At 66.1% G+C, this 24,566-nt stretch carries 23 protein-coding genes; 11 read left to right on the top strand and 12 right to left on the bottom strand.

What is annotated here, in order from left to right; genetic code table 11:
* Positions 1–31: 31 nt before the first annotated feature.
* The gene (locus tag A0W70_RS03015) at positions 32–976 is read right to left on the bottom strand and encodes a carbon-nitrogen hydrolase family protein (RefSeq protein WP_083330719.1); all 945 of its coding nucleotides are present in this window, start codon (positions 974–976) and stop codon (positions 32–34) included.
* Between the two features lie 126 nt (positions 977–1,102).
* On the bottom strand, positions 1,103–1,579 hold the full coding sequence (locus tag A0W70_RS16940; protein WP_175443052.1) for a hypothetical protein: 477 nt from the start codon (positions 1,577–1,579) through the stop codon (positions 1,103–1,105).
* Positions 1,580–1,596: 17 nt separating this feature from the next.
* Here A0W70_RS16940 and A0W70_RS03005 point away from each other — a divergent pair, with 17 nt between their 5' ends.
* Together A0W70_RS03005 and gabT are read left to right on the top strand one after the other, a co-directional pair.
* On the top strand, positions 1,597–2,160 hold the full coding sequence (locus A0W70_RS03005) for a VOC family protein (protein WP_070988154.1): 564 nt from the start codon (positions 1,597–1,599) through the stop codon (positions 2,158–2,160).
* A 64-nt stretch (positions 2,161–2,224) separates the two neighbouring features.
* Positions 2,225–3,526 carry a 4-aminobutyrate--2-oxoglutarate transaminase gene (gabT, locus tag A0W70_RS03000; protein ID WP_070988288.1) on the top strand — a complete coding sequence of 434 codons (1,302 nt, stop codon included), beginning with the start codon at positions 2,225–2,227 and terminating at the stop codon, positions 3,524–3,526.
* Between the two features lie 18 nt (positions 3,527–3,544).
* Here gabT and A0W70_RS02995 read toward each other — a convergent pair whose 3' ends face one another.
* The 6 genes from A0W70_RS02995 to A0W70_RS02970 all read right to left on the bottom strand — a co-directional run bounded on the left by A0W70_RS02995 (position 3,545) and on the right by A0W70_RS02970 (position 9,093).
* Positions 3,545–4,393, bottom strand: coding sequence for an LEA/WHy family protein (locus tag A0W70_RS02995; protein ID WP_070988153.1), 849 nt, complete (start codon positions 4,391–4,393; stop codon positions 3,545–3,547).
* A 190-nt stretch (positions 4,394–4,583) separates the two neighbouring features.
* Entirely contained in the window at positions 4,584–5,069 is a 486-nt protein-coding gene (locus tag A0W70_RS02990) for a copper chaperone PCu(A)C (protein ID WP_070988152.1), read from the bottom strand.
* Positions 5,070–5,180: 111 nt separating this feature from the next.
* The gene (locus A0W70_RS02985) at positions 5,181–6,044 is read right to left on the bottom strand and encodes a DNA ligase (protein WP_070988151.1); all 864 of its coding nucleotides are present in this window, start codon (positions 6,042–6,044) and stop codon (positions 5,181–5,183) included.
* A gap of 273 nt (positions 6,045–6,317) precedes the next feature.
* Positions 6,318–7,010, bottom strand: coding sequence for an endonuclease III domain-containing protein (locus tag A0W70_RS02980; protein WP_070988150.1), 693 nt, complete (start codon positions 7,008–7,010; stop codon positions 6,318–6,320).
* The gene (locus A0W70_RS02975; RefSeq protein ID WP_070988149.1) at positions 7,007–8,212 is read right to left on the bottom strand and encodes an MFS transporter; all 1,206 of its coding nucleotides are present in this window, start codon (positions 8,210–8,212) and stop codon (positions 7,007–7,009) included. The genes A0W70_RS02980 and A0W70_RS02975 overlap by 4 nt, the downstream gene beginning before the upstream one ends.
* Positions 8,209–9,093, bottom strand: a complete 885-nt coding sequence (locus A0W70_RS02970) for a pseudouridine synthase (RefSeq protein WP_075109818.1) — start codon at positions 9,091–9,093, stop codon at positions 8,209–8,211. Before A0W70_RS02970 ends, A0W70_RS02975 begins: the two co-directional genes overlap by 4 nt.
* 212 nt (positions 9,094–9,305) lie before the next feature.
* Between A0W70_RS02970 and A0W70_RS02965 the strand changes: the two genes are divergently transcribed.
* The 8 genes from A0W70_RS02965 (at position 9,306) to A0W70_RS02930 (ending at position 18,589) form a co-directional block, all read left to right on the top strand.
* On the top strand, positions 9,306–10,742 hold the full coding sequence (locus tag A0W70_RS02965; RefSeq protein WP_070988147.1) for an extracellular solute-binding protein: 1,437 nt from the start codon (positions 9,306–9,308) through the stop codon (positions 10,740–10,742).
* 155 nt (positions 10,743–10,897) lie between these two features.
* Positions 10,898–11,950, top strand: a complete 1,053-nt coding sequence (locus A0W70_RS02960) for an ABC transporter ATP-binding protein (protein ID WP_070988146.1) — start codon at positions 10,898–10,900, stop codon at positions 11,948–11,950.
* Positions 11,947–12,921: a carbohydrate ABC transporter permease gene (locus tag A0W70_RS02955; protein ID WP_083330715.1), complete on the top strand. Its 975-nt coding sequence runs from the start codon at positions 11,947–11,949 to the stop codon at positions 12,919–12,921. The genes A0W70_RS02960 and A0W70_RS02955 overlap by 4 nt, the downstream gene beginning before the upstream one ends.
* A gap of 12 nt (positions 12,922–12,933) precedes the next feature.
* Positions 12,934–13,776 carry a carbohydrate ABC transporter permease gene (locus tag A0W70_RS02950; RefSeq protein ID WP_070988145.1) on the top strand — a complete coding sequence of 281 codons (843 nt, stop codon included), beginning with the start codon at positions 12,934–12,936 and terminating at the stop codon, positions 13,774–13,776.
* Positions 13,777–13,858: 82 nt separating this feature from the next.
* Positions 13,859–14,383: a molybdenum cofactor biosynthesis protein B gene (moaB, locus tag A0W70_RS02945; RefSeq protein ID WP_070988144.1), complete on the top strand. Its 525-nt coding sequence runs from the start codon at positions 13,859–13,861 to the stop codon at positions 14,381–14,383.
* A gap of 52 nt (positions 14,384–14,435) precedes the next feature.
* Positions 14,436–15,881: a cryptochrome/photolyase family protein gene (locus A0W70_RS02940; protein WP_070988143.1), complete on the top strand. Its 1,446-nt coding sequence runs from the start codon at positions 14,436–14,438 to the stop codon at positions 15,879–15,881.
* Entirely contained in the window at positions 15,878–16,180 is a 303-nt protein-coding gene (locus A0W70_RS02935) for a glutaredoxin (RefSeq protein WP_070988142.1), read from the top strand. Before A0W70_RS02940 ends, A0W70_RS02935 begins: the two co-directional genes overlap by 4 nt.
* Positions 16,181–16,282: 102 nt before the next feature.
* The gene (locus A0W70_RS02930; RefSeq protein WP_070988141.1) at positions 16,283–18,589 is read left to right on the top strand and encodes an NADP-dependent malic enzyme; all 2,307 of its coding nucleotides are present in this window, start codon (positions 16,283–16,285) and stop codon (positions 18,587–18,589) included.
* Between the two features lie 110 nt (positions 18,590–18,699).
* Here A0W70_RS02930 and A0W70_RS02925 read toward each other — a convergent pair whose 3' ends face one another.
* From A0W70_RS02925 to A0W70_RS02910, 4 genes are all read right to left on the bottom strand, one after another.
* Positions 18,700–19,359: a DUF502 domain-containing protein gene (locus A0W70_RS02925; RefSeq protein WP_175443051.1), complete on the bottom strand. Its 660-nt coding sequence runs from the start codon at positions 19,357–19,359 to the stop codon at positions 18,700–18,702.
* Positions 19,352–20,482, bottom strand: a complete 1,131-nt coding sequence (locus tag A0W70_RS02920; RefSeq protein ID WP_083330713.1) for a polysaccharide deacetylase family protein — start codon at positions 20,480–20,482, stop codon at positions 19,352–19,354. Before A0W70_RS02920 ends, A0W70_RS02925 begins: the two co-directional genes overlap by 8 nt.
* Positions 20,412–21,269, bottom strand: a complete 858-nt coding sequence (locus A0W70_RS02915) for a glucosaminidase domain-containing protein (RefSeq protein ID WP_070988138.1) — start codon at positions 21,267–21,269, stop codon at positions 20,412–20,414. The genes A0W70_RS02920 and A0W70_RS02915 overlap by 71 nt, the downstream gene beginning before the upstream one ends.
* Positions 21,270–21,415: 146 nt before the next feature.
* Positions 21,416–23,476: a sensor domain-containing diguanylate cyclase gene (locus tag A0W70_RS02910; protein ID WP_083330712.1), complete on the bottom strand. Its 2,061-nt coding sequence runs from the start codon at positions 23,474–23,476 to the stop codon at positions 21,416–21,418.
* A 156-nt stretch (positions 23,477–23,632) separates the two neighbouring features.
* Here A0W70_RS02910 and A0W70_RS02905 point away from each other — a divergent pair, with 156 nt between their 5' ends.
* Positions 23,633–24,517, top strand: coding sequence for a dienelactone hydrolase family protein (locus A0W70_RS02905; protein ID WP_070988136.1), 885 nt, complete (start codon positions 23,633–23,635; stop codon positions 24,515–24,517).
* Positions 24,518–24,566 lie beyond the last annotated feature (49 nt).

Below are 24,566 nucleotides of genomic sequence, written 5' to 3'. Positions count from 1 at the left end.
CCCTGCGCGGCCGATATCCGGTCTGACGGAGTCAACCCGGCTGGAATCCGGGCGTGCCGTCGCCGGTGGGCGGCAACTGGAGATCGTCTGGGCGCGGATGCGTACCGGCCGCCTTCGGTGGCTGACGCCGATCCGGCTTGCGGATCTCGCCGAGGCTGTCGAGATAGGTGCTGTCGAAGGTTTCCCAGCGATAGACCGGGAATTCCACCCGCCGGTCCCGGAACGATTTGAGCACCTGCCCGAGACCATGGATTCCGTTCTCGCGCTCCCAGCGAACCCGTTCCAGATTGAGCTGCAGCGGCACGAGCTCCGGACCGGCGCCCGACTGGTGGATCACGTTGCCCTGGGGACCGACGAAAGTGGACTGTCCGTAGCCGCCGTCACCGACCCCATTCACGTCGATCACATAACACTGGTTGACCGCGGCCATGGCCCGGGCGATAGCCAGTTCAACGCCCCGATCGATCGTATTCGTCAAGGTGGGTGCCAGGATCACTTCCGCGCCCATCGACGCCAGCGTGCGGGCCACCTCCGGGAACCAGAGGTCGTAACAGATGGTCAGGCCGAAGCGGCCGACACCCGGGACGTCGAATACAAGGAAGTCGTGCCCCGGCTCCACGCCCTGCTCATAGGGGGTGAACGGGAACATTTTCCGATACCGCCCGACGATGACGCCGTCCGGATCCAGCACCATGGCCGTGTTGTACATGCCCCCCTGGTCGTGGACGAACATGGATCCTGGAACCAGCCACACGCCGAACTCCCGCGCCATCTCCTGGAACTCGGCTTCGGCCGCGGCGGCGTCCTCGGGGGCATTGCCCGGAAGCGGTCCATACGGTGCCAGTTCACTGAAGACGACCATGTCGACCCAGGGGAACTGATGGACCAGGATCGCGAGCTGGCGGCGCATCTCGCTGACGTTGCTGGTGGTGGCCGAGACGTACATCTGTACGCCGGCGACTGAAAACGGTGTCATTCGATCCCCGATTGTGCTGATTCCCGATCTCCGGCCGACGGCGCGGGCGTGTCGTTGTTATATGCGCATGGAAACATACGCGTACGCTTCACCGCCCGCAATCCGAAGGCGCGCGGCGAGCGCTTTTCATTCATCCGTCGCCTCGCCCGGAACGGTCGCGCTCTCCGCCTCGCCCTCGAAGAGGGCCGTCGGCTCGAGATCGTTACGGGTCCACCAGTAGCGGAACCCCTGCTGGCGGAGCCACCGCTCGAGACGATCGAGACTGGTCCACTCGCGCGCGGCGCCCCGCACGGAGTACATGCGCGCGAGCACACCGTCCACGTAGACCAGCACGCCCCAGGTCAGCGGATGCTGTTCCTGGCGGCCGAAGCCGCCGCCGGCCTGGTGCCGGTATGTACGGTAGACCACCGCGAATTCCCCCACACGGCCGACCGATCGCAGGTAGGCGAGATCCGCCTGGGAAATGGTGGTGGCGACGCCGAGACTTGCATCATGGCCCATGGTGCTGACATCATGGCCTTCAATATCCACATCATGAAACATGATGTCGGCACGGAGCAAGAGCAATCGCAGGCAATCGACCGCGGTCGCGGTCGCGGTCATCTGGAGAACTGACCACCATGACGCAGAAGATCAATCCCGTACCGAAAGGCTACCGCACCGTCACGCCGGGCCTCGTCGTCCGGGGTGTCGAGCAGGCCGTCGAGTTCTACGAAACCGTATTCGAGGCCAAGGCCGGTCCCCGCAGCCACGAGGCGGAAGGCGAACGCGTGAGCCAGGTCGAACTCAAGATCGGCGGCTCCCTGATCCTGATGGCCGAGGAAATGCCCGAATGGGGCCTGCTGTCGCCTCTCGCCCTGGGCGGGACCCCGGTCGGCCAGAAGGTGTTCCTTGCGGATCCGGACGCGGTTTTCGAGCGCGCGCTGGAGGCCGGTGCCCACGCGCTGCTGCCGATGACGCGGATCGAGATCAGCGAGCGTTCCGACGAACGCATGGGCCGTTTCATCGATCCGTTCGGCCATGTGTGGACCGTCGCCGCCCGGGTACCGGCGGCCCCGCGCGAAGCGGCGCCCGAGCCGGAGGCCACGCGGCACGAGGCCGACGAGATGAGTGCTACGACTCCGCAGCCGCCGGTTCACCATGGCGACGACCACCGCCACGAGGCCGGTTTCGGTCAGGCCTGAAGGCGGCCTAGGTCCGCTGCAGGTACGAAATCGAGCCGGTTTGAGCATGCGCGGGAGCGATCACATGAACGATAACGCCAGTCTGAATGGGCGGCGTGCGGCAGCGACGCCGCGCGCCGTCACGCCGGGCGCGCCGTTCTTTGTCGATCGGGCCGAAAATGCCGAGCTGTGGGATGTGGAGGGATACCGCTACATCGACTTCGCCGGCGGCATCGCGGTGCTGAACACAGGCCACCGGCACCCGGCCGTCATGCGGCGTGTCGAGCAGCAGCTCCAGCGCGTCACGCATACCGCGTGGGCGGTCGCACCCTACGAACCCTATGTCGAGCTGGCCGAACGCCTGAACGCGCTCGCACCCGGGTCTTCAGCGAAGAAAAGCCTGTTCGTAACCACGGGCGCCGAGGCGGTCGAGAACTCGGTCAAGGCTGCCCGCGCCTGGACCGGGCGCTCGGACGTGGTCGCGTTCAACGGCAGTTTCCATGGCCGCACGCTGCTGACCATGGGCCTGACCGGCAAGGTCGACCCCTATAAGCGCGACTTCGGACCATTCCCGGGCGATCTGCATCATGTCCCCTTCCCCATGGCGGCCCACGGGATCACCGTCGACGATTCGTTCGCGGCGCTCGAGTGGCTGTTCCGCACGCGCGTCGAACCCGAACGCGTGGCCGCCATCATCATCGAACCGGTCCAGGGCGAGGGCGGTTTCAACGTCGCCCCACCCTCCCTCCTGCAGCGCCTGCGCGAGCTTTGCGACGCGCATGGCATCTGCCTGATCGTCGATGAGGTACAGAGTGGCTTCGCCCGCACGGGCAAGCTGTTCGCGGTGGAACACGCGGGTATCGAGCCGGATCTTATGACGGTCGCGAAGTCGCTGGCGGGCGGTTTCCCTTTGGCAGGGGTGGTCGGCAAGGCCGACATCATGGATGCCGCGCAACCGGGCGGCCTCGGTGGTACCTACGCCGGCCATCCGGTCGCCTGCGCCGCCGCGCTCGGCGTGCTGGATGCGATCGAGCAGGAAGGACTGGTCGAACGGTCGGCAACGCTGGGCAGTCAGATCGTCTCCCGACTCCAGCAGATCGCCGCCCGCGACGACGTCCACCCGATCGGAGAACTGCGCGGACTGGGTTCGATGATCGCATTCGATCTGGTCACGGCGGCAGGCAGCACGACCCCCGCCCCCGAGGCCGCCAGGGCCCTCTGCGCCCGCGCGCGTGAGCACGGCCTGGTCCTCCTTTCCTGCGGCGTCTACGGCAATACCATCCGGATTCTGGTGCCGCTTACGGCATCGGACGCGATCGTCGAGGAAGGCCTTGCGATCCTGGAGCATTCACTGACGGAAATGGCGCCAGGGCACCAGGCCGCGTAACCAGCGTGCCGCCTCGCTTCAGCGTGCCAGATTGATCCGGCCACTGCGCTCGACGGGAAAATCGAACGCGCCGAAGCCCTGCAGCCCCGCATCGCCGGCGATGTCGGCCGTGAAGCGATAATCCGCGCTTGCCCCGCCCCGCAGCAGTTCGTAGGCACCCATGCCGATCGCACCGAAGTTGACCTTTAGCGGAAGCTCCACGGCAGTGCTGCCCTCGGGGGCAAGTGAGAGGCCGGTCTCGCGGCTGCTCCCGGCCCAGCGACGCCCGTTGATGGCAAGGGCGTAGACCAGACGATCCAGATCGATGCCGAAGTCGTTCGGATTATCGATGCCGAGTTCGAGGACGAGTTCGGCGCCCGACAATCCAAGCTCCGCCACCCGCACGCCTTCAAGCGAGATTCCGGGCCGTTGCGGTATCGGGATGTTGCCGGTGGTGGATGTCCCGAGCCTTTGACGACCGAGAGCGGGCAGATCGAAGTCGAGCCCGAGGTCGAGGCCATAGTCCACGCTCTGACGCCCACGCAGGTCGCCGGGCAACTCCGCGACGCGTGCAAACGGTATGTCCAGCGGTATGGCGATGGATTCCCTGCCATCCGGCGGCAGGCGGACCGCACGGTCGCGTTTGCCAGAGAGGAATTCGTTGCCGCCGAGACGGAGGACATAATCGAACCCCGCGAGATCGATCCCGACGGGATTCGGGTTGTCGATGACGACATCGAAGACGACCCGGGCGCGATCGAAGTCGACGGCCGCGAGGCGCATCCCTTCCATCGAGACCTTCGGCTTGCGATCTTCCAGCGCCTGTTCCAGTCCGGCGCAGCCGCCAGTCAGAACCAGTATCGCTGCGGCGAGACACCATTTGTGCATGGCTGACATACCGGTTCCCATTATCGATGGCTCCCATAGCGGTACCGGGACCATCGTCCATCATCGCCTGCCCGCGAGATCGATGGTACGCGCGATCCGCGCTGCCGTGATACATACAGTCAGGCCTCGATCCCCCGGCTTCGCCGAATCCCGCCCCGATCCAGCCTTCAGGCCGTTGGAGCAAACCGCATCAGTCCTGCTTCGGGGGTCCGGCCGTCAGTGAGCGAACGATCAGGTCCACCTGGATCCGACCGGCCCGCTCGAACCGCAGCGTGACCGGGACACGCTGGCCCTGCTCCAGTGGCGCCTGCAGCTGCATGAGCATGAGGTGATACCCGCCGGGGCTGAATTCGAGCTGCCCCGCGGGCGGCACGACCACACCCCCCTTCTGATGGACCATCGAACTCGTGCCTTCCTTTTTCACGCTGCGATGGATCTGCACGCGTCCGGCCGCGGGTGATTCCGCCGCGATCAGGCGATCGGGTTCATCCGCGGTATTCACGATGGTCATGTATCCCGCCCCGACCGGTGTTCCCGGTGGCGTCACCCGCGACCACGGCCGCTCGATCCGGAGATCACCCACCGAGCGGGAATCGCTCGCATGCACGGGTATGGCGGTCAGGGCCGCGACCACAAAGACGATCAGTGAAAGTGCGCGAAATCCAGAGATCTTCATGGAATGGGTCCACGGCGTCGGATGGGGATAGCCTGTTGCAGGCGGTAAAGCAATCTGCCGGCCACCGTGGCGGTGGTCAAGCATGCCGCGCCCTTACAGGGCACCGCTTGATCAGTCCTTCGGGCTGTCACGCCTGCGTGGCCGCAGCCGCAGAAAGCGCGCGAAGCGGGGCACACCGTTCACCGTGAAGCCGTTGTAGCGATACGTGACGCGGCTGCCGACGGGCGGTGGGTCCGCGCGTTGCGCGTCGCTGAAGCCTGTACCGAGGCGGAATCGCAGGCCGTCGGGTCGCTCGACGACCAGCGCACCGAGCATGCCCCGGTAACGCCCCCTGCCGGGCGTATGCGCCACCACCCGGGCCTCGGCGTCAGCCGACGTCTTGTACTTCAACAGGGTATCGCTGCGTCCGGCCCGGTAGTGCGCATCGCGGCGATGCAGCATCAGGCCCTCGCCGCCCGCATCGACGATCCGCTCGAGGCGTTGATCGAGCGCGTCCGCGTTCGCGACCGGAAACTGCCGCACGGGCTGCAGCCACCGTACGGCGGCGCCATCCAGCAGCGTCCGGATCCGCCGGGCACGCACCTCGAACGGCCCCTCATGCGCCGGCAGGTCGAACACCATGAACCGCACCTCGCGCCATTCGGCGTCTACCGGTTCCCGGGTCCGCACGATCCCGCTAACCGCGGCGAAACGGCCACGGCCGAGCCACAGCTCGCCGTCCATCGGGGTAGATGGCCAGCCGGCGGTGAACCATTCGGGGGGATCGACCGCATGACCGCCACGGGTGAGGAGGCGCTCGCCGGTCCAGTGACCGCGGACGCCATCGAGCTTCTCGCTGACCAGGTACGACGACACGTCTCCCCGCTCGCCCCAGCTCGAGGCGTGCATGAGATTCGGTGGGTCCGGGTCTGGATCCGCCGCCGTAACCGGAAGTACCGCAAGAAAGGTCAACAAAACGAATGCGAAGGCGCGCATGGTTCCCTCCGTGGATGGCCTGATGATCGGCGCGCATCCGGCGCGCCTGGCATGAGTCTACAGCGCAGTGGAATTCTGGAGCCAGAAAAACGGTATCACGCGGAGCCGCGGAGTCCGCAAAGCACGCAAGGGGAGGCAAATGAGCTTTGCAGTGCGGGGAGTATTCACCGCAACGCGATTATCGGCCTTCTTCGCGTTCTCCGCGCGCTCTGCGCCTCTGCGGGATACCGCGGGCACGGGATGATTCCAGGATTCCACTGCGCTGGATCCGGGCTACGCCGATCGGCGGACCACGTGCTCAGGCCCGTTGCCGCGGCCGACGGGACAACGCTGGCGCAGGCAGCAGTCGGCACAGCGCGGGCGGACCGCGCATACGGCCTTGCAGTGCTCGACAATCAGTCCGTGGTATTCCTGATACACGGGCACGTCCGGGCCAAGGGCCCGTTCGAAGGCGCCCCGCAACGCCTCGTACGCCTCGCCGCCCGCGAACAGGCCCAGGCGCTCGAAGATCCGGCGCGTGTAGGCATCGATCACGAACACCGGGCGGTGGAACGCGTACAGCACGATATCGTCGGCGGTCTCGCGCCCGATCCCGTGGACAGCGAGAAACGCGGCCCGCAGATCGTGAGTCTCGCGGTCACGCAGGGCTTCAATGCCACCCGCATCCACAAGGAATCGGCACACCGCCTTGAGGCGCTGCGCCTTGACGTTGAAATAGCCGCTGGGTCGTATCAACGCGCCCAGCCGCTCGTCCGGCAACGCGAGGATCGCCTCCGGTGACAGCGCATCGGCTTCGCGCAGGTGAGTGAGCGCGTACTCGACGTTGGTCCAGGCAGCGTTCTGGGTAAGCACCGCGCCGACCACGATCTCGAACGCGCTGTCCGCCGGCCACCAGCCCTGCGGGCCGTAGGCATCGAGCAGGCGCCGGTACACGCTGCGCGCCGTGTTCGCGTGCAACCGGGTCATTGCGCCACCGGTGCCACACGCTCGACCGGCCGATCCGCAATCGGCGCGTGCAGGGCGGCGGCGAGCAGCGACAGCGCGATCGCGAGCAGCCAGATGATCTCGTAACCGCCCGTCATATCGACGCTGACGCCGCCGAGCCAGGCGCCGAAGAATGCGCCGATCTGATGACTGAACATGACGATACCGAACAGCGTCGCGAGGAAACGGGCACCGAAAATGTCACCGACCAGACCACTGGTGAGCGGCACGGTGCCCAGCCAGAGAACCCCGAACACGGCGGCAAAGGCGAACACGCTGGCCGTCGTGAACGGCACGACCAAGAGCATCCCGATAGCGGCCGCCCGCGCGAGATAAATTCCGCAGAGCAGGTGTTTTTTGCGCCACCGTCCGCCGGCCCAACCGAACCCGAAAGTACCAATGATGTTGAAGAACCCGACGATACCGAGGGCGGTCGCACCGACCAGCGGTGCGAGACCGTTGGCGGTGACATACGCCGGCAGGTGCGTGGCGACGAACGCGATATGGAAACCGCAGACGAAGAAACCGCCGGTGAGCAGGAGATAGCCGCGATGCCGGCCGGCTTCGCCGAGCGCTTCACCGAGTCGCTGCTCGCTGCCCTCGGCGCGCATCGGCCGTCCCCGCAGCGGGATGGCGAACGGCAGGATGAACGCCGCCAGCAGGGCTAGACCCAACAGCGCCGCCGGCCAGCCGAGGCCCGAGATCAGCCCCTGGGTGCCTGGCAGCAACAGGAATTGCCCAATCGAGCCGCCCGCGGTCGCGAGCCCGAGCGCGGTGCTGCGGCGCGCTTCCGGAACGCTGCGGGCCACCGCCGCAAGGACCAGCGGAAATCCCGTCGCCGCGACCGCGATGCCGGTCAGAATCCCGGCGCCCAGATGGATGCCGACCGGTGTCTGGGCGGTCGCCATTACCACGAGCCCCGCACTGTAGAAGACCGCGCCGACAGCGAGCATGCGGCCCGTGCCCCAGCGGTCGGCAGCCGCGCCGAACAACGGCGTGAGCGCGCCCCAGAGCAGATTCTGGACGGCAATGGCAAGGCCGAAGGCAGTGTGACTGACCGGCAGCGCCGTGGTCATGGGTTCGAGAAACAGGCCGTACGTCTGCCGCAGCCCCATGTTGAGGGCGAGCACGACACCGCCGGCGAGAATCGCCGCGATGCCAGCGCGTCGGCCGGCCACGGTCATCGTCGCTTCCGGCCTCCGGATTCGGTCGCGCCGGTGCCGGCCCGCGTACGCGACTTGCGCGGTTTACCCTTGCCACGCGCCCGGGCGGCCCGTTTGCCGCGGCTGGACTCGGGTTCGAGCGCGAGTTCCCCGCCACCATTACCGACGCCGGCGAGCTGCTGCAGGGCCCGGATGTCCTCGGTGGGCAGATCCTCGAAACGACCCGGCCGGATGTGGCGCGGCAACGTGATCGGGCCGAAACGCACGCGGGTCAGGCGCGCGACCTGACAGCCGACCGCTTCCCAGATACGCCGCACCTCATTGCGCCGGCCTTCGTGCAGGATCACGTGGTACCAGTGGTTGGCGCCCTGCCCCCCGGCGTCGATGATGCGATCGAATTTCGCCTCTCCGTCATCCAGCAGCACGCCCGTAGTCAGGCGTTCGAGCGTTTCCGCCGCGACCGTACCGCGCACCCGGACCGCGTATTCGCGTTCGATTCCGGCCGACGGGTGCGTGAGCGCATTGGCCAGGGCCCCATCATCGGTGAACAGCATGAGCCCGGTGGTGTTTACGTCCAGCCGCCCGAGCGAGACCCAGCGCCCGCCCGCTTCACGCAGCCGCGGCAGCGGATCGAATACGGTCGGTCGGCCCTCGGGATCGCTGCGGGTGCTGACCTGACCTTCCGGCTTGTGATAACGCAGCCAGCGGGCGTGCTGCGCGGGGCGCATGACGACGCGGTAGGACCGGCCTTCAACCTGGACCCGATCATCGCGCTCCAGTGCGGCGCCGACCGCGGCGACCTCTCCGTTGACGCGGATCGCGCCGTCGGCCAGCAGGCGTTCGACGGCCCGCCGCGAGCCCAGCCCCGCTCGCGCGAGGACTTTGTGTATTCGTTCGCTCAAGTCCAGCTCCGGATGGGCGGGTGATGGGCGTTGGCAGGGCCGCACGACCGCTGGTGAAGGGCGCATGCTACCAGAGCACCGCGAACGGCGACGCGTCTTCCGCCCGCCCGGAACCAATGGAGGAACTGCTCACCAGACATTACAGATTTGACAGGCGCTGGCACCACCGTACACTCGATTATGCACATTCCGGGTTTCACAAGGAGGCAACAATGTCAACAGAAACCCATGTATTCCCGCGGGTACGCCGTGGCGGCGTACTCCTCGGCTCCACCCTCGCCACGATCCTCTCCGTGGGCGGAGCACAGGCCGCCGGCGAACCGCCGGACCCAGTTTTCGACAAGACCTCATACGGGGACATGAACTTTCCGGAGGAATTCCCCGACGGCACGAGCATCAGCATTACGCAGTGGAGCCACTTCGTACCCCGGTACGACGAGTGGTTCGAGAATTATGCCGAGGCATGGGGCGAGGCCAACAACGTCGATGTAACGGTCAACTTCATCAACATCGCCGAAGTCCCCTCTACCCTGTCCGCCTCGATCTCCGCCGGCGAGGGCGCGACGCTGTTCGAGATGAACGCGCCACCGACCTCTTTCATCGAGGGCCTTAAGCCGCTCGAGGACGTCAACAAGGCCGCGCAGGCGGAGTTCGGCGAGCGTTCCGGGACCTGTGAGCGCTCCAGCTATCTGCCCTCGCAGGACATCTGGTACGGCTTCTGTCATGGCTGGGTGCCCGACCCGGGCGACTATCGTCGTTCCCTCTGGAAGGACGCCGGCTATCCTGAAGGCCCGGAGAGCTATGACGACCTCCTCAAGGGCGGCAAGAAGATCTTCGAGAAAACGGGCACGCCCGTCGCCCTCGGCATGTCGCCGGAAATCGACTCGGAGTTCTACGCCCGTGCGCTGATCTGGTCGTTCGGCGGCTCGATCCAGGACGAGGAAGGCAATGTCACCTTCGACTCGCCCGAAGTCCTGGAGGCGGTGAAATACCAGAAGAAACTGTTCGACAACGCCATGACGCCCGAGGTTTTCGCGTGGAACGCGGCGTCGAACAACCAGACCTTCATCGCCGGACAGGCCTCGTACATCCAGAACTCGATCTCCTTCTACCGCAGCGCGCAGGAGGACTCGCCGGAGGTTGCCGCGGATACCGGTTTCCGGCCGGGGCTCAAAGGCCCACGCGGCGACAAAAAGATGCCGGCCCACGTGTGGTTCATCCACACCATGCCGGAATACGTGACCGACGAGGACAAGATCGCGGCGGCGAAGAAGTTCATGCTGGACCTGGAGAACAACTACGCCAGTGCCAGCTATTACTCCAAGTTCTATAACTTCCCCGCGTTCTCCTCACAGGTCCCGCAGCTGTTCGGGGACGACAGCTGGCTGGACGACGATCCCTGGGGTGCGGAGCCGCCGGACAAGCTCAAGCTGCTGCAGACTGCCGAGGACTGGACCGCCTGGCTGGGTTACCCGGGCTACGCGAACCCGGCCATCAGTGAGGTGTACCAGACCAACCTGGTCTCCAGCATGATGGCGGACGTCGCGCGCGGCGTGAAAGAACCGGAAGAAGCGGTCGAAGATACGGCCGAAGAGATCCGGGCCATCTTCGAGAAGTGGCGCAAACGCGGTTACGTCGGCGACGGCTGACGTTCCGGGCCACTGGCCAGCGCCGGGCCGGACCGCGCAGGTTGCGGTCCGGCCGGGCAACTTCACAACGCAGCACGGACTCGACCGCACGACCGGTTGGGCGGGTCCACTGCGATCTCAGCAACGCTCCCACCACCCAACCCGGACATGGATCCATGGCGATACTCGAAACGCGGGCACTCGAGAAACACTTCGGCCGCATCCCGGCGGTCAATGGCATCGACCTGACTTCGGAGGACGGTGAACTGCTTGCGATTCTCGGCCCATCCGGCTCGGGCAAGAGCACTTTGATGCGGATGGTGGCAGGCCTGGAGGAACCCTCGTCCGGCGACATTCTCGTCGACAACGAGTCCATCGTCGGCGTGCCGCCGAAACGGCGCAACGTCGCGATGGTGTTCCAGAACTTCGCGCTCTACCCGCACATGAACGTACGCGACAACATCCGCTTTCCATTGGTCGCGCGCAAAGTGCCGGAGGCGGAGCAGAAACAGAAAATCGACTGGGTTACCGGCATCCTCGAGATCGAGAACCTGCTCGAGCGCCGCCCAACCCGGCTTTCCGGGGGCCAGATGCAGCGCGTTGCCCTGGCGCGCGCCCTGGTCCGGGATCCGGAGCTCTTCGTGTTCGACGAACCGCTCTCGTCGCTCGACGCGCAGATCCGCAGTCAGGCACGGGGCGAACTCCGTGAGCTGCACGACCGCACCCAGATCACGACGCTCTACGTAACGCACGACCAGCTCGAGGCCCTAGGTCTCGCCGATCGCGTCGCCGTGATTCATGACGGCCGGATTCATCAGTTGGGTACGCCGCGCGAACTCTACGAGAATCCCGGTAATCTGTTCGTCGCCGGGTTTATCGGCGATCCGCCCATGAATCTGCTTGATCTGGGCGATACGATTCTCGGCGCGCGCCCGGAGCATCTGCTGGACGCCGAGAGCGTGCCCAAAGAAGAGATCGCTCTGGACCTCGATGTCGAGATCGAGCACCTCGAATTCCTCGGTGCCGAATGGCTGATCTACGGCGCCGTGCGTGGCGGTGTCCCGGAGGGTGACCGTGCCCCACGGGTGATCGGCCGCCTGCGCTCTGCGGAACCGCCGAGTTTCGGCACCGGCGAGCGCCGGCGTTTCGTGATCCGCCAGTCCAATGCACGCTACTTCGATCCCCGCAGTGGTGAGCGCATGAATGGTCCGGGGGTGGCCGCCGCATGAGTACCGCGACCGGACGACACCACCCCGTATCGGCAGCCCCCACCGGTCTGTTGGGGCGCGTCAGCGAGGCACTCGAACGCCCGGGCGTGCTGGGACTCGTCATGCTGGCGCCGGCGGTCCTTTATGTCGTGTTCTTCGTCGCCGTTCCCTTCTTCATGGCGATCCTGCTCAGCCTGAGCGATGCGACCGCCGGCGATCCGCGGATCGACAATTTCGTCGGACTCGACAATTTCATCGCCGTGACCGGCCAGGAGGCGTTCTGGACGGCCCTGTGGAACAGCCTGATCATCACCGCGGCGACCGTCACGACCATCGTCGTGCTGGCGACCATCGCCGTGGAGATACTGGCGCGCGAATTCCGTGGCAAGCGGCTGGTACAGGTCCTGTTCATGATGCCGTGGGCGATGCCGGTGTCACTGGCCGCGATCACGTGGCTGTGGTTACTGGATTCGCAGTTCAGTCCGATCGACTGGATCCTGGTCCAGATCGGCATCCTCGGACCGGACGGAATCTTCGGGCCAAGCCGTCACGTGTACTACCTCGGCCGCACGGGCTGGGGCATGGCATCGGCCGTTTTCGTCGACGCCTGGCGGACCCTGCCGCTGGCGACCATCATCGTGCTCGCCGGACGCCTGTCCATCCCGCGTGAACGGCTCGAGCAGGCCCAGATCGACGGCGCCGGTTTCTTCCGGACCCTGTTCCGCATCGTGCTGCCGGCGCTGGCCCCGGTGTTGATCGTCGCCATCCTGTTCACCGCCCTGCTGGTGATCGGCGAGGTCTCGACGATCGAACTGCTGACGCGCGGCGGCCCGGGACATTCGACCCAGATCCTCCCGCTCTGGGCCTACGAGAAAGGCATCGAGAGCGGCGACCTCGGCCAGGGGGCGGCGATCGCGCTGTTCCTGTTCCCCGTCCTGCTGGCGGCGGCGATCGTGGCGCTACGCTTCGCATCCCGCCTGCACCGCGACTGAACGGAGCGACTCATGCACAGAAACGTACGCAAGTCGGGCTTCTACTTCGCGGTCGTCGGTCTCGTACTGTTCTCGATCCTGCCGATTCTTTATGCGGTGATCACCGTATTCAAGAAGCAGTCCGAGCTCTTCGATGCGGACGCCAACCCGTTCATCTACGAACGCGGCCCGACCATCGAACACCTGATTTTCCTGTTCACCGACACGAAGTATCCACTGTTCCTGTGGAACTCGCTGATCATCGGTATCTGCGTGGTGGCCATCACGGTGCTGCTGGCGGTGCCGGCCGCCTACGCCCTGGCCCGGCTGACGGGCCGCTGGGGCGAGAGCTCAGGGATGGCGATCTTCCTGGTCTATCTGGTGCCGCCGTCGCTGCTGTTTCTGCCCCTGTTCCGGATCGTGGTCGATCTCAACCTGACCAACACGATCTGGTCACTGGTGCTCGTACTGCCCACTGCCACCGTGCCGTTCTGCACTTGGCTGCTGCTCGGCTTCTTCCGCTCGGTACCGCGGGAGCTCGATGAGGCCGCGCTGATCGATGGCTGCTCGCGCTTCCAGGCGTTCCGCAAGGTCGTGCTACCCCAGGCGTTGCCAGGTATCGGCGCCTGCGTGGTCTTCGCATTCTCGCTGTCGCTGGCGAACTACATCTACTCGGTCACCTTCATCAGCGAGAGCGCCTCACGCAACCTGAGCGCGGGCGTGCCCATGGAACTGATCCGCGGCGACGTCTATTTCTGGCCCTCGCTGATGGCGGCGACCGCGATCGTGGCGATTCCACTCGGGATCGCCTATGGCCTGCTGTTCGACTACCTGGTCCGCGGCTTCCAGAGCGCGGGTGCCGAGGCCAAGGGCTGACACGGGCACTGGTGTATTGACGGAACCGTGATTCTGGCGGACCGTATGCCGGTCCGCCTGCAATCACCGGGAACCGCTTGCCATGGCCGCCGAAGAGCGCAGCTTCCAGCCACTGCACATCGCCGTGCTGACCGTCTCCGACAGCCGCACGGAGGCCACGGACAAGTCGGGACAACTGCTTGCGGATCGACTGGAATCGGCTGGCCATCACCTCGGTGATCGCCGTATCGTGCGCGACGATCGCTATGCGATCCGCGCGGTCGTGTCCGACTGGATCGCGCGCGCGGATATCGACGCAGTGATCGCCACCGGCGGCACCGGCCTCACCGGCCGCGATGGGACACCCGAGGCCCTCGCGCCGCTGTTCGACAAAACGATCGAGGGGTTCGGCGAGATCTTCCGCGCGATTTCCTACGAGGAGATCGGGACGTCGGCTCTACAGTCGCGTGCGATCGCCGGCGTGGCGAACCGGACCTTCGTATTTGCATTGCCGGGCTCGTCCGGGGCCTGTCGGACCGGGTTTGACCGGATCATCCGCGACCAGCTCGACTACCGCACCCGACCCTGCAATCTGGTCGAACTGCGGCCGCGTCTCGACGAACGATAACCGGCGCGGCCACGCGCGCATCCCGAAACCGCTGCCCCCCGAAGAGCCCCGCATGTCGACCGCAATCGTCTGGTTTCGCCGCGACCTGCGCCTGGCCGACCAGCCTGCGCTGGCAGCGGCAGTCGAGCGCCACGAGCAGGTGATCCCGCTGTACATCCACGCGCCGGAAGAAGATGGCGCGTGGGCACCCGGCGATGCCCAGTGCTGGTGGCTGCATCATTCGCTGAAGGCGCTGGCCGACAGCCTCGATGCCGCCGGCGCGCCGCTCACCATCCGCCGTGGGCCGTCCGGGCAGGCGCTGGCCGAGCTGATCGACGAGACCGACGCCGAGGCCGTCTACTGGAACCGGCTCTACGAGCCCCTGGCGATCGAGCGCGACCGCCGGATCAAGTCGTGGCTGCGAGACGAACGGGGCGTGCACGCGGAGAGCTTCAACGCCGCCCTGCTCTACGAACCCTGGCAGATCGAGACCGGACAGGGGCAGCCCTACCGCGTATTCACGCCGTTCTGGAAACGCATATCGGGCTATGGCCTGCCGGATGCCGTCCTGGCGGCGCCGGCGGGCATTCCGGGGCGGCCTCACGCACCGGCTTCCGAACCGATCGCCGCCCTCGATCTAAAGCCAACCATTCCCTGGGATCAGGGGCTCGAGGCCACCTGGCAACCGGGTGAGGCCGGCGCGCTCGCCCGGCTCGACCACTTCTGCAGCGACCTCGTGGGCGGCTATCGAGAGGACCGGGATCGTCCCGCGCTGGACGGGACCTCGGCGCTTTCCCCGCATCTCCATTTCGGTGAGCTCGGCCCGCGCCAGATCGTCCGGGCGCTGCGCCAGTGCGGACAGGCGGAGACCGACTCCGCCGGGGTATTCCTGAGCGAGCTCGGCTGGCGCGACTTCGCCCATCACCTGCTGTTTCATTTCCCACAGACACCGGAACGCCCGCTCAACGAACGCTTCGAGGCGTTTCCATGGCGCGACCCCGACGGCGAGGCCGCCCAGGACCTTGCCGCGTGGCAGGCCGGGCAGACGGGTGTGCCACTGGTCGATGCCGGCATGCGGCAGCTCTGGCACTGCGGCTGGATGCACAACCGCATCCGCATGGTCGTCGCCTCATTCCTGACCAAAAACCTGCGCCTCAACTGGCTGCAGGGCGCCCGCTGGTTCTGGGATACGCTGGTCGACGCGGACCTCGCCAGCAACACGCTCGGCTGGCAATGGGCCGGCGGCTGCGGTGCCGATGCGGCCCCGTATTTCCGGATCTTCAACCCGGTCCGCCAGGGCGAGCGCTTCGATCCCGATGGCGCATACGTACGGACCTGGGTACCGGAGATCTCCGCGCTGCCGGACCGGCACATCCATGCGCCATGGCAGGCGCCGGCAAACGCACTCGAAGCCGCCGGGATCACGCCTGGCCTCCATTACCCGCGGCCGCTCGTCGATCTCAAGGCGAGCCGCCAGGCGGCGCTCGCGGCCTTCGAGACCATCAAGGGGATCGCATGAAATACGTATCCGTCGACGACGCGGACGCACCCGCCGACATCGCGGAGTTCCTCCGCTCGGCCCGGGTCGTCATCTTCCGCAGCAATCTGACCGACACCCGCAGCCTGATCGCGCACCTCGAGCGCGAAGGTATCGGCTATCGGGAGATCACGATGGGCATGGGCTCGGGCGTCGAGCGCGACCGTTTCCACCGGTTGCGTGACTGGACCGACTGGCCACTGTTGCCCCAGGTCTTCGTCGACGGCGCATTCGTTGGCGGCGCCGAGGAAGCACTCGAATCGATTACCGACGCCCGCTGAGCCGGATCGGGGCGATTCTCGCTCGGACCGGATGCCGATCCGTGCTACCGTTTCCGCCTCGAAAAACGATATCTATCCCGCCGAAGGGCTCACCTTATACCCATGACCGATCACGAAGAGAATCGCGAAGAATTCGACAAGCAGGCGCTGATTTATCACCGGATGGATCCGCCCGGGAAACTGGGTGTCGTCGCGACCAAACCGCTGGCCAACCAGCGCGACCTGAGTCTCGCCTACTCTCCCGGCGTCGCCGCGGCGTGCCGTGCCATCGTGGACGACCCGCTGGAAGCCTCCACCGTGACCGCGCGAGCGAACCTGGTCGGGGTCATCACCAACGGTTCCGCCGTCCTGGGCCTCGGCAATATCGGCGCACTCGCCGCGAAGCCCGTCATGGAGGGCAAGGCGGTTCTGTTCAAGGCATTCTCCAACATCGACGTGTTCGATATAGAGGTCGACCAGCCCGATGTCGACCGCTTCTGCGATGCAGTCGCCGCGCTCGAGCCAACCTTCGGCGGCATCAACCTGGAAGATATCAAAGCCCCCGAGTGCTTCGAGATCGAGCGCCGCCTCGGCGAGCGTATGAACATCCCGGTCTTTCACGACGACCAGCATGGCACGGCAATCTGCGTGGCCGCCGCGACGCTTAACGCGATGGAAGTGGTCGGCAAGAAAGTCGAGGATCTGCACATCGTCTGCTCGGGCGCCGGCGCCGCCGCGCTCGCCTGTCTCGATATGCTCTGCTCCGTCGGCGCACGCAAGGACCACATCACCGTAACCGACGCGAAGGGTGTCGTGCGGACCGACCGTGAAGACAGCATGGACCAGTACAAGGCTCGCTATGCCCGCGAGACCGATGCGGAAACGCTGGGCGAGATCATCGACGGAGCGGATCTCTTCCTCGGACTCTCGGCCCCGGGCGTTCTGACCGCTGAAATGGTCAAGCGCATGGCCGCGAACCCGCTGATTTTCGCGCTGGCGAATCCAGTACCCGAAATCTGGCCCGAAGAAGCGAAGGCGGCGCGCGATGACGTGATCATGGGGACGGGCCGCTCCGATTACCCGAACCAGATCAACAACGTGTTGTGTTTCCCGTTCATCTTCCGGGGCGCACTCGACTGCGGCGCCACCGAGATCAACGACGCGATGAAGGTCGCCTGCGCCGAAGCGATCGCCGCGCTCGCGCAGAAAGAGGCGACAGAGGCGGTCGCAAGCGCTTATGAAGATCAATCGCTTACGTTTGGCCGCGATTTCCTGATCCCGAAACCGTTCGACCCGCGCCTGATTCTGGAGATCGCGCCCGCGGTGGCGCGGGCCGCCATGGAAACGGGTGTCGCGGCCCGCCCGATCCAGGATTTCGAGGCCTACAACAACCGTCTGCAGGCATTTGTCTATCGGTCGACGATGGTCATGAAGCCCGTGTTCGAGAAGGCCCGCCAGTCACCCAAGCGCGTGGTCTTCGCCGACGGAGAGCAGGAACGGGTGCTCCGCGCCATCCAGGTCGTGGTCGACGAGCAACTGGGCGTACCGATCGTCATCGGGCGTCGGGAAGTCGTGCGGCGGCGCATCAACCGACTGGATCTGCGCCTCGAAATGGACACCGATTTCGAGCTTTGCGATCCGGAGGACGATCCGCGTTACCGCGAGTACTGGACCCTCTATCACCAGTGCATGGCGCGCAAGGGTGTGTCGCCCGACACCGCCCGTACGATCGTGCGAACCAATAACACGGTCATCGCGGCATTGATGGTCAAGCGCGGCGAGGCGGACGGAATGATCTGCGGCCACACCGGCATTTACCAGGATCACCTGCGCGACGTCGACGACATCCTTGGCCGGCGCCCGCGGGTCAGTCACCTGTCGGGCCTGACGATGCTCATCATGCCGAAAGGTACCCTGTTCCTCGCGGATACACACATCTCGCCGGAACCGGACCCCGACGCGCTTGCCGAAATGGCCGTCCTGGCCGCCCGGCAGATGCGACGGTTCGGCATCGAGCCGAAGGTGGCGATGCTGTCCCATTCAAACTTCGGGACCTCGAACGCGGAATCGGCCCAGCGGGTACGCGACGCGGTCGCCCTCCTGCGCCGGGATCACCCGGATCTCGAGATCGAGGGGGAGATGCAGGGCGACGCGGCCCTGGACGAGCAGATCCGCGAGCGTCTTTTCCCGGACGCGGAACTCAAGGGCGCGGCGAACCTGCTGATCATGCCGTCGCTGGATGCGGCAAACATCGCCTACAACCTGCTGAAGCAGACCACCGATGCCCTTTCTGTCGGCCCGATACTGCTCGGCTGTGACCGGCCGGCCCACATCGTGACGCCATCCGTTACCGCGCGCGGGATCGTCAACATGACCGCCATCGCCGTCACGGACGCTCAGCTTCAGCAGGAAGGGCCGGGCATTACCTGAGCCGCGTCGGCCCCGGAGCCTTTTACCCGCCCGCCGGATATGGGGCGGTGGCGCCAGCGGGGGGACTTCCACGCCCGTCGAGGAATGCCCTCGGGCGGCCCGTCCCCGCCCTATCCCCGGTTACCGTCACCGCCCGTGGAGTGCGGGCGATTGACGCCCGCCGTGAGTACCACCCGCATGGCCTGCTCGATCGAAAGATCGAGCGGCTGCAGCCGGCTCTCGGGCAGGTAGAGGGTATACCCCCCTACCTGGTACCCCATCGGCATGTAAACGGAAACCAGCGGATCGTCGGCATCGCGCGCGAGTTCAGGCAGCCCCTGACCGACGTCGTTATCGGTCACGAAGCCGATCACGTGGACCTCGGGCTGGATCTCGACCGAAACCACCTGCTTGAGATCCGACTCCCCGCCCGAGCGCGAGAGGAATCCGAGAATATCGCGCAGTCCGGTATATACGGTTTTGACCAGGGGAATCCGGCTCAGTATCGCTTCGCCCAGATCGACCAGACGGGCGAACAGCCATGCGTTCAGAAAGGCCCCGACCAGCAGAACGACCCCGATCGCGACCAGGATTCCCAGGCCCGGAAAGTACCAGCCGTCGGGCAACACGACTCGCACCAGCCCGCCAAACAGCGACTCGGCCTGCTGCAGCAGCCACCAGACCAGATAGAGCGTGATACCGACCGGCAGGACGGTCGCCAGACCGGAGAGGAACGTGCGCCACAGGCGCTGCCAGAGCCCGTCACTTGGGTGCCCGGCCAAGTCAGTCACTGTACCAGGTACCGTCGGGATTGGGTTTCATCCATACGTAGCTGTACCAGAACCATTGATCACCATCGGTCGCCGGTGCCGTGCAATTGATCTTGGTTCGGCCCGTCCCCAGCGCCTCCGTGGGTCGCACGCGCAGTGTTGCCGGCATACTCTCGTCGATTTCGGTCTCGGCGGGCCCGCCCCCGATGTAGCAGCGTACCGTTTCCGGACGGTACGGCCCCTCCTCCAGTGTCAGATTCAGGACCGGGCGCTCGGCATCGGGGCCCAGCACGCCACTGGCGGGCTCCGCCTCCGCCACGGGCAGGGGCCGCGAGCGGACCTTGAGGGCAAAGCTGTCCAGCGAATCGAAGCCGGTCGCAAGCGGGAACCGGGGTAACGCGGTGAAATCGCTGTCCGGCCCGACGGCGCCGGACTGCTGTCCGAAGCCGACGTAATCGAGATCCGCGAGCAGCCGCTGCAGCGGCGGCGAGAACTCCCCGAATGGCCAGGCGAAAAGGCGCGCAGGGGACTCCAGTTCCTCATTGAGACGCGCCTGGGCATCGACGATATTCGCCCGCGCGTCCTCAAGCCACTCCCGGCGATCGCGATCGCCCTGCGCCACCATGTGGGCATGATCGACGCTGTGATTGGCGATGGTGACGCCGGCCGCTTCCATTTGCCGCAATTCGTCCCAACTCGTGTACGCATCGATCCCTTTGTCGATCGACCCGGTCGAGACAAACACGGTGAACGGCCAGCCGCGATCCTGAAGCCGCGGGAAGACCTCATCGTAGACCGAGGCGTACGCATCATCGAACGTGAGCGCGACGGTCCGTTCGGGGACGTCACCGCCCTCGCGAAGGGTCTCGACGAGTTTTGGCAGCGGCCAGATACTGAAATCGTTGTCCGCGAGGTGATCCATGTGCGCCTCGAATTTCGCCGGCGTCACGCTGGTCGATGGCGGCGTATCGTTCGCCACGTGATGGTATTCGAGCACGACCCCACTCGCCGCGGACGCGAACGAGGAGAAAAACGCCGCCATGGAGGCGAGCGCCAGACAGCCGGCGCGCACTTTACCCCGACTGCTGGTCCGGCTGCCGACGAAGCCCGTTGGCCTCGATGACGCTGCGGATGTGGCCGACATACTTCTCTCCTATCGCGGCGTAATTCACCAGCCCGGCCGCCATCTCATAGCCACTCGGCATCTCGCCCGCGGCCCGCGCCCGGGCCCGGATTTCGCGCAGTGGCGCGTAGGCGGGATGGGAGTTGAGGTTGTGGATATAACTGCGTACTGAGCCACCGACACCATCAAACGCCTCGACCTCGTAGGTTTTCCCCGCGGGCCGTCGCTCCGGGACCACGCCGCAACCCGGCTCAAAGCACCACTCCCCGAACAGATTGTTGGCCTCGCGGGCGAATCGCGACTGACCCCACGCGGATTCGAGGGCGGCCTGTGAGAGGGCCAGCGAGACCGGAATGATATCGATGCGCGCCCACAGGGCACGCGCGCGCGCCAGCGGCTCATCGGCCTTGACACGATAACGTTCCGCCATGCGCGCAAGCCACTTGCGCTCGCCCGAGGACAGCGACCCCTCCGCTTTCAGGGTCTCAAGCAGTCCGCGCAGGCGCTCGCGCTGCTCGCGTACCCGATTGTTCTCAGCGCGAATCACCGGGCGGAGGAAATCGAAGAAGTTCTGTTTCTTGGCCGGGAGTTTCTGCTCTCTCTCCGCCTGTTTTTCCTCGGGCTGCTCTTCCTCCGCTTTCGGAAGATCGGCGACATTGCGCACACCGGGTCCGGGTGGTGCCACCAGCAGCGGACCGGCTACCGCAAAAACGATGAGGAGCCCAGCGACCATACTCACGACCACGATCGGCCTGTGATCACGCAGGAACGCGACGAGGCCGCGCCTGCCGGTTTCATTCGTATTCATGGCTGTATTGTGCCCGACTCGTGCAGTGCCGCGCCAATCCGGGCTACCGGACTCGATCCCGACGGTACCGGGGTGGTTCGGCCGACGGGCTCGAACGGCCGGAGGCGGCGCCCCGCCGATCACCGCCCCCGGGTCACGCAGTCACATCATGCATCCAGATGGACGACCTGATTCCGGCCCGCGCTTTTGGCCTCGTAGAGGGCGCGATCCGCGCGTTCGAGGAGCTGGTCGATATCCCGGTCCGCCGCCATCAGAGCCGCGGCGCCGAAGCTCGCTGTCAGGGACAACTCGCCCCCATCGCACTCCACCGTCAGCCGCGCAAGCGCGTCGCGCATACGCTCGGCGACCGCGTCGGCCTCCGCTGGCCCGCTTTCCGGCAACAGCACCGCGAATTCTTCGCCACCGTAGCGGGCCAGGCAGTCCGTTTCCCGCAGCCCCGCACCCGCCGTTTCCGCGGCCGCCGTCAGCACCCGGTCGCCGCACTGGTGCCCATGGCGGTCATTGATCCGTTTGAAATGATCCAGATCGAACATGATCAGCGACAAGGCCCGGTCGTAGCGCCGTGCGGCGCGCAGCTCATGCTCGGCGACCTCGAGGAAACGGCGCCGATTACAGACCCCCGTCAGTTCATCGGTGGTCGCCAGTCGTTCGAGCTCCGCGTTGCTGCGTTCGAGTTCCTCCTGCTTCGCGTTGAGATCCGCGGTTCTGGCCTCCACGCGCTGCTCGAGTGTGCGCTGATGACGCCGCAGTTCCGCTTCGACCCGCGCCCGCCGCTCGACCGCATAACCGAGACGCCGTGCCGACAGCCGGGAAACCTCCGCCTGGTACACGGCCACCCCGACGAGCAGCGCGAGCGCGAGACCGATGGCCAGGGTCAATCCGGGCAAAGACGTCAGGTAGCGTTCGCGCGTCTCCTGACCGGGCGCGATCCGGATCGTCCACTCGGCTCCATAGGCCTTGAAGCGATCTTCCTTCCACCAGCCGCCATCCGGCCTCTCCACCAAGCGCCGGGCGGGGAAGATCGTCCCGGCATCGTTCGCCAGTGAGATCGTATATCCCGGCGCTACATCCCCCCGGATCCGCTCCATGATCGGTTTGAAACGGTAGAAACCGACGATATGACCGAGGAAATCCGCGCCGCGCGGAACCGGTGCCGCCACGATGAACCCGAGTCCGCCGATCGCCAGTTCCACCGGGTCGCTCATGGCCGGACCACGCGCCTCACGCGCGCGCTCGAGCGCCGCGCCCATGACGCCGTGATCCCTGAGCAGGTTATTCTGCAGCGCATGCGAGCCGGCCAGCGGCGCGAGCCAGCGTACACGTGTCTCCGGGTCTACCCAGGCGACGGCCCGCACCTCGGGGTAATGATCGACGAACAGCCAGGCGTCCGTCTTCCAGTCATTGCGCTCCGGCTGCCCGGTCCACGTCCAGGAGCGCGCCATTCGATCGATTCCCAGTACGCTGGATGCCAGTCGGGCGGCGAGCTGGTCTTCGATCCGCTCCATGGTCGTCTCGATGCGGGCGTCGAGCTGACCCATTTCCTGAATCCGGACCAGCTGCGCAAGCAGCAGGGCACCCGCGGCGACCGCGAGGGCCACTGGCACGAACAGCCACCGCGTAAGCCGGCTACGGGCCCGGCGGCGCGCCGGCCGACCGACCAGGATAATGGCTGTGCCCAGCACGACCAGCAGCAGTGCACGCCAGATCGTGAGCCACAGCGCCGGCCCGCTTGTCTCGGCGCCGGGGAACAGATCATGAAGGAGACCCGCGAGGCCAAGGGCGACCGTGATCGCCCCCACGGAAACCACGGTCATTGCGCGCCGGCGCGGCTTGCGCAGCCAGGCGGCCGCACCGATCGCAAGACCCGCCAGCACGGTCGCCATGGCGATTACCCGGGTCAGCAGGCCGGCGGTATCGCCGGCATCCGGACCACCGCCTATCCACGGCACATACAGGCCATCGAGCGAGGCCATACCGCCGGTAATGGCGACGATCGCAAGCGCGGTCGACAGCCGCGGCGCGCCGATGGTGATCGCCATGAGGCCGCCGGCACAAGCGAGCAGCGCGGCGATGCTGGTGGCATCCAGCCAATTCCCAGCCGCGTGCGAAGGTGCCGCGAACGCGGCCAGCGCGAGCAGGATCACGACTGCTGAAGCCGCGACCTGCAGAATCCTGCCACTGGACCGGATTTCGGAGAGTGTGCGCATCGGTGTCCGGTTTCTGCCCGCCCCGGGCCGGCCGGTATAGAGAATACAGGCCTGACAGGGTCCGGATGGAGCGATTGCAGCGGGCGGAGAAAACGCGACGTTGGGCCAACACGCGCCGGCGGCTACAATCGGACGAAACCCTCGACCGGAATACTTATGCAACGAATCTGCCAGATTGTCCCGCAGCTACTCGCGCTCGCGCTCGTATTCACGCTCATTCCCGCCCATGCCGAAGATTCCGACTACGGGGAGCGCGTCGCGGAAGAGCATGCGGACGACACCCCGAGCGCCAACATAGAGGCGGACCAGGAGACCGTGCACGCGGAAACGCGCGACTACGCGACCCTCGACGGCGAACCCGTCAGCGGTTATCTGGCGCGCCCGCGCACCGGCTCGGGCCCGTTCCCCGCCGTCGTACTGATCCATGAGTGGTGGGGACTGAATGACAATATCCGGGCGATGGCCCGTCGGTTCGCCGACGCCGGCTATGTGGCGCTGGCGGTGGATCTGTATGAAGGCGAAACGGCCCAGCGCCCGAAACGGGCCCGCACACTGATGGACAAGGCGATGGCCCGGACCGATCGGCTCGAACGCAATATCGAGCAGGCCTTCTACTACCTGGACGTCATGCCGTCGACGGCAAGGATCGGCAGTGTGGGCTGGTGCTTTGGCGGCGGCTGGTCCCTGCGCACGGCACTGATGTTCCCGGAGGAGCTGGATGCCAGCGTGATCTATTACGGTGAGCTCGAGACCGATGCCGACCGCCTCGCGCCGCTGGACGTGCCCATTCTGGGTCTCTTTGGCAGCGAAGACAGTGTCGTGCCGACGGAGACAGTGCGGGAATTCGGTCAGGTGCTCACGCAGCTGGAGAAACCCCACGAGATCCACGTTTACGAGGGCGCGGGCCACGCCTTCGCGAATCCGTCCGGCGAAAATTACGAGCCCGATACCGCGGCCCGTGCATGGGCGGAAACGACCGCGTTTCTGAATCGGTATCTGAAAGGCGCCGCGGACGGCTCGGGGGCATCGACGTCCGAGTAACGGCGGGCCTTCCGGCGGCGATCGAGCGATGCCGGGCCGCCGTGCGCAG

The sequence above is a fragment of the Halofilum ochraceum genome (assembly GCF_001614315.2).
Taxonomy (GTDB): Bacteria; Pseudomonadota; Gammaproteobacteria; order XJ16; family Halofilaceae; genus Halofilum; species Halofilum ochraceum.
Note: the sequence above shows the minus strand (reverse complement) of the source record. Positions and strands in the feature narration are given on the sequence as shown.

Bases quoted from the DNA above. Each gene is read 5' to 3' on its own strand.
- A0W70_RS02955 (WP_083330715.1), top strand. From the start codon at position 11,947: ATGAGTACCGCGACCGGACGACACCACCCCGTATCGGCAGCCCCCACC.
- A0W70_RS02950 (WP_070988145.1), top strand. From the start codon at position 12,934: ATGCACAGAAACGTACGCAAGTCGGGCTTCTACTTCGCGGTCGTCGGT.
- A0W70_RS02905 (WP_070988136.1), top strand. From the start codon at position 23,633: ATGCAACGAATCTGCCAGATTGTCCCGCAGCTACTCGCGCTCGCGCTC.
- A0W70_RS02910 (WP_083330712.1), bottom strand. From the start codon at position 23,476: ATGCGCACACTCTCCGAAATCCGGTCCAGTGGCAGGATTCTGCAGGTC.
- A0W70_RS02965 (WP_070988147.1), top strand. From the start codon at position 9,306: ATGTCAACAGAAACCCATGTATTCCCGCGGGTACGCCGTGGCGGCGTA.
- A0W70_RS02995 (WP_070988153.1), bottom strand. From the start codon at position 4,393: ATGCACAAATGGTGTCTCGCCGCAGCGATACTGGTTCTGACTGGCGGC.
- A0W70_RS02960 (WP_070988146.1), top strand. From the start codon at position 10,898: ATGGCGATACTCGAAACGCGGGCACTCGAGAAACACTTCGGCCGCATC.
- A0W70_RS02930 (WP_070988141.1), top strand. From the start codon at position 16,283: ATGACCGATCACGAAGAGAATCGCGAAGAATTCGACAAGCAGGCGCTG.
- A0W70_RS02920 (WP_083330713.1), bottom strand. From the start codon at position 20,482: ATGTCGGCCACATCCGCAGCGTCATCGAGGCCAACGGGCTTCGTCGGC.
- A0W70_RS02980 (WP_070988150.1), bottom strand. From the start codon at position 7,010: ATGACCCGGTTGCACGCGAACACGGCGCGCAGCGTGTACCGGCGCCTG.
- A0W70_RS02915 (WP_070988138.1), bottom strand. From the start codon at position 21,269: ATGAATACGAATGAAACCGGCAGGCGCGGCCTCGTCGCGTTCCTGCGT.
- A0W70_RS02985 (WP_070988151.1), bottom strand. From the start codon at position 6,044: ATGCGCGCCTTCGCATTCGTTTTGTTGACCTTTCTTGCGGTACTTCCG.
- gabT (WP_070988288.1), top strand. From the start codon at position 2,225: ATGAACGATAACGCCAGTCTGAATGGGCGGCGTGCGGCAGCGACGCCG.
- A0W70_RS02975 (WP_070988149.1), bottom strand. From the start codon at position 8,212: ATGACCGTGGCCGGCCGACGCGCTGGCATCGCGGCGATTCTCGCCGGC.
- A0W70_RS03015 (WP_083330719.1), bottom strand. From the start codon at position 976: ATGACACCGTTTTCAGTCGCCGGCGTACAGATGTACGTCTCGGCCACC.
- A0W70_RS02935 (WP_070988142.1), top strand. From the start codon at position 15,878: ATGAAATACGTATCCGTCGACGACGCGGACGCACCCGCCGACATCGCG.
- A0W70_RS03005 (WP_070988154.1), top strand. From the start codon at position 1,597: ATGACGCAGAAGATCAATCCCGTACCGAAAGGCTACCGCACCGTCACG.
- A0W70_RS02990 (WP_070988152.1), bottom strand. From the start codon at position 5,069: ATGAAGATCTCTGGATTTCGCGCACTTTCACTGATCGTCTTTGTGGTC.
- A0W70_RS16940 (WP_175443052.1), bottom strand. From the start codon at position 1,579: ATGACCGCGACCGCGACCGCGGTCGATTGCCTGCGATTGCTCTTGCTC.
- A0W70_RS02940 (WP_070988143.1), top strand. From the start codon at position 14,436: ATGTCGACCGCAATCGTCTGGTTTCGCCGCGACCTGCGCCTGGCCGAC.
- moaB (WP_070988144.1), top strand. From the start codon at position 13,859: ATGGCCGCCGAAGAGCGCAGCTTCCAGCCACTGCACATCGCCGTGCTG.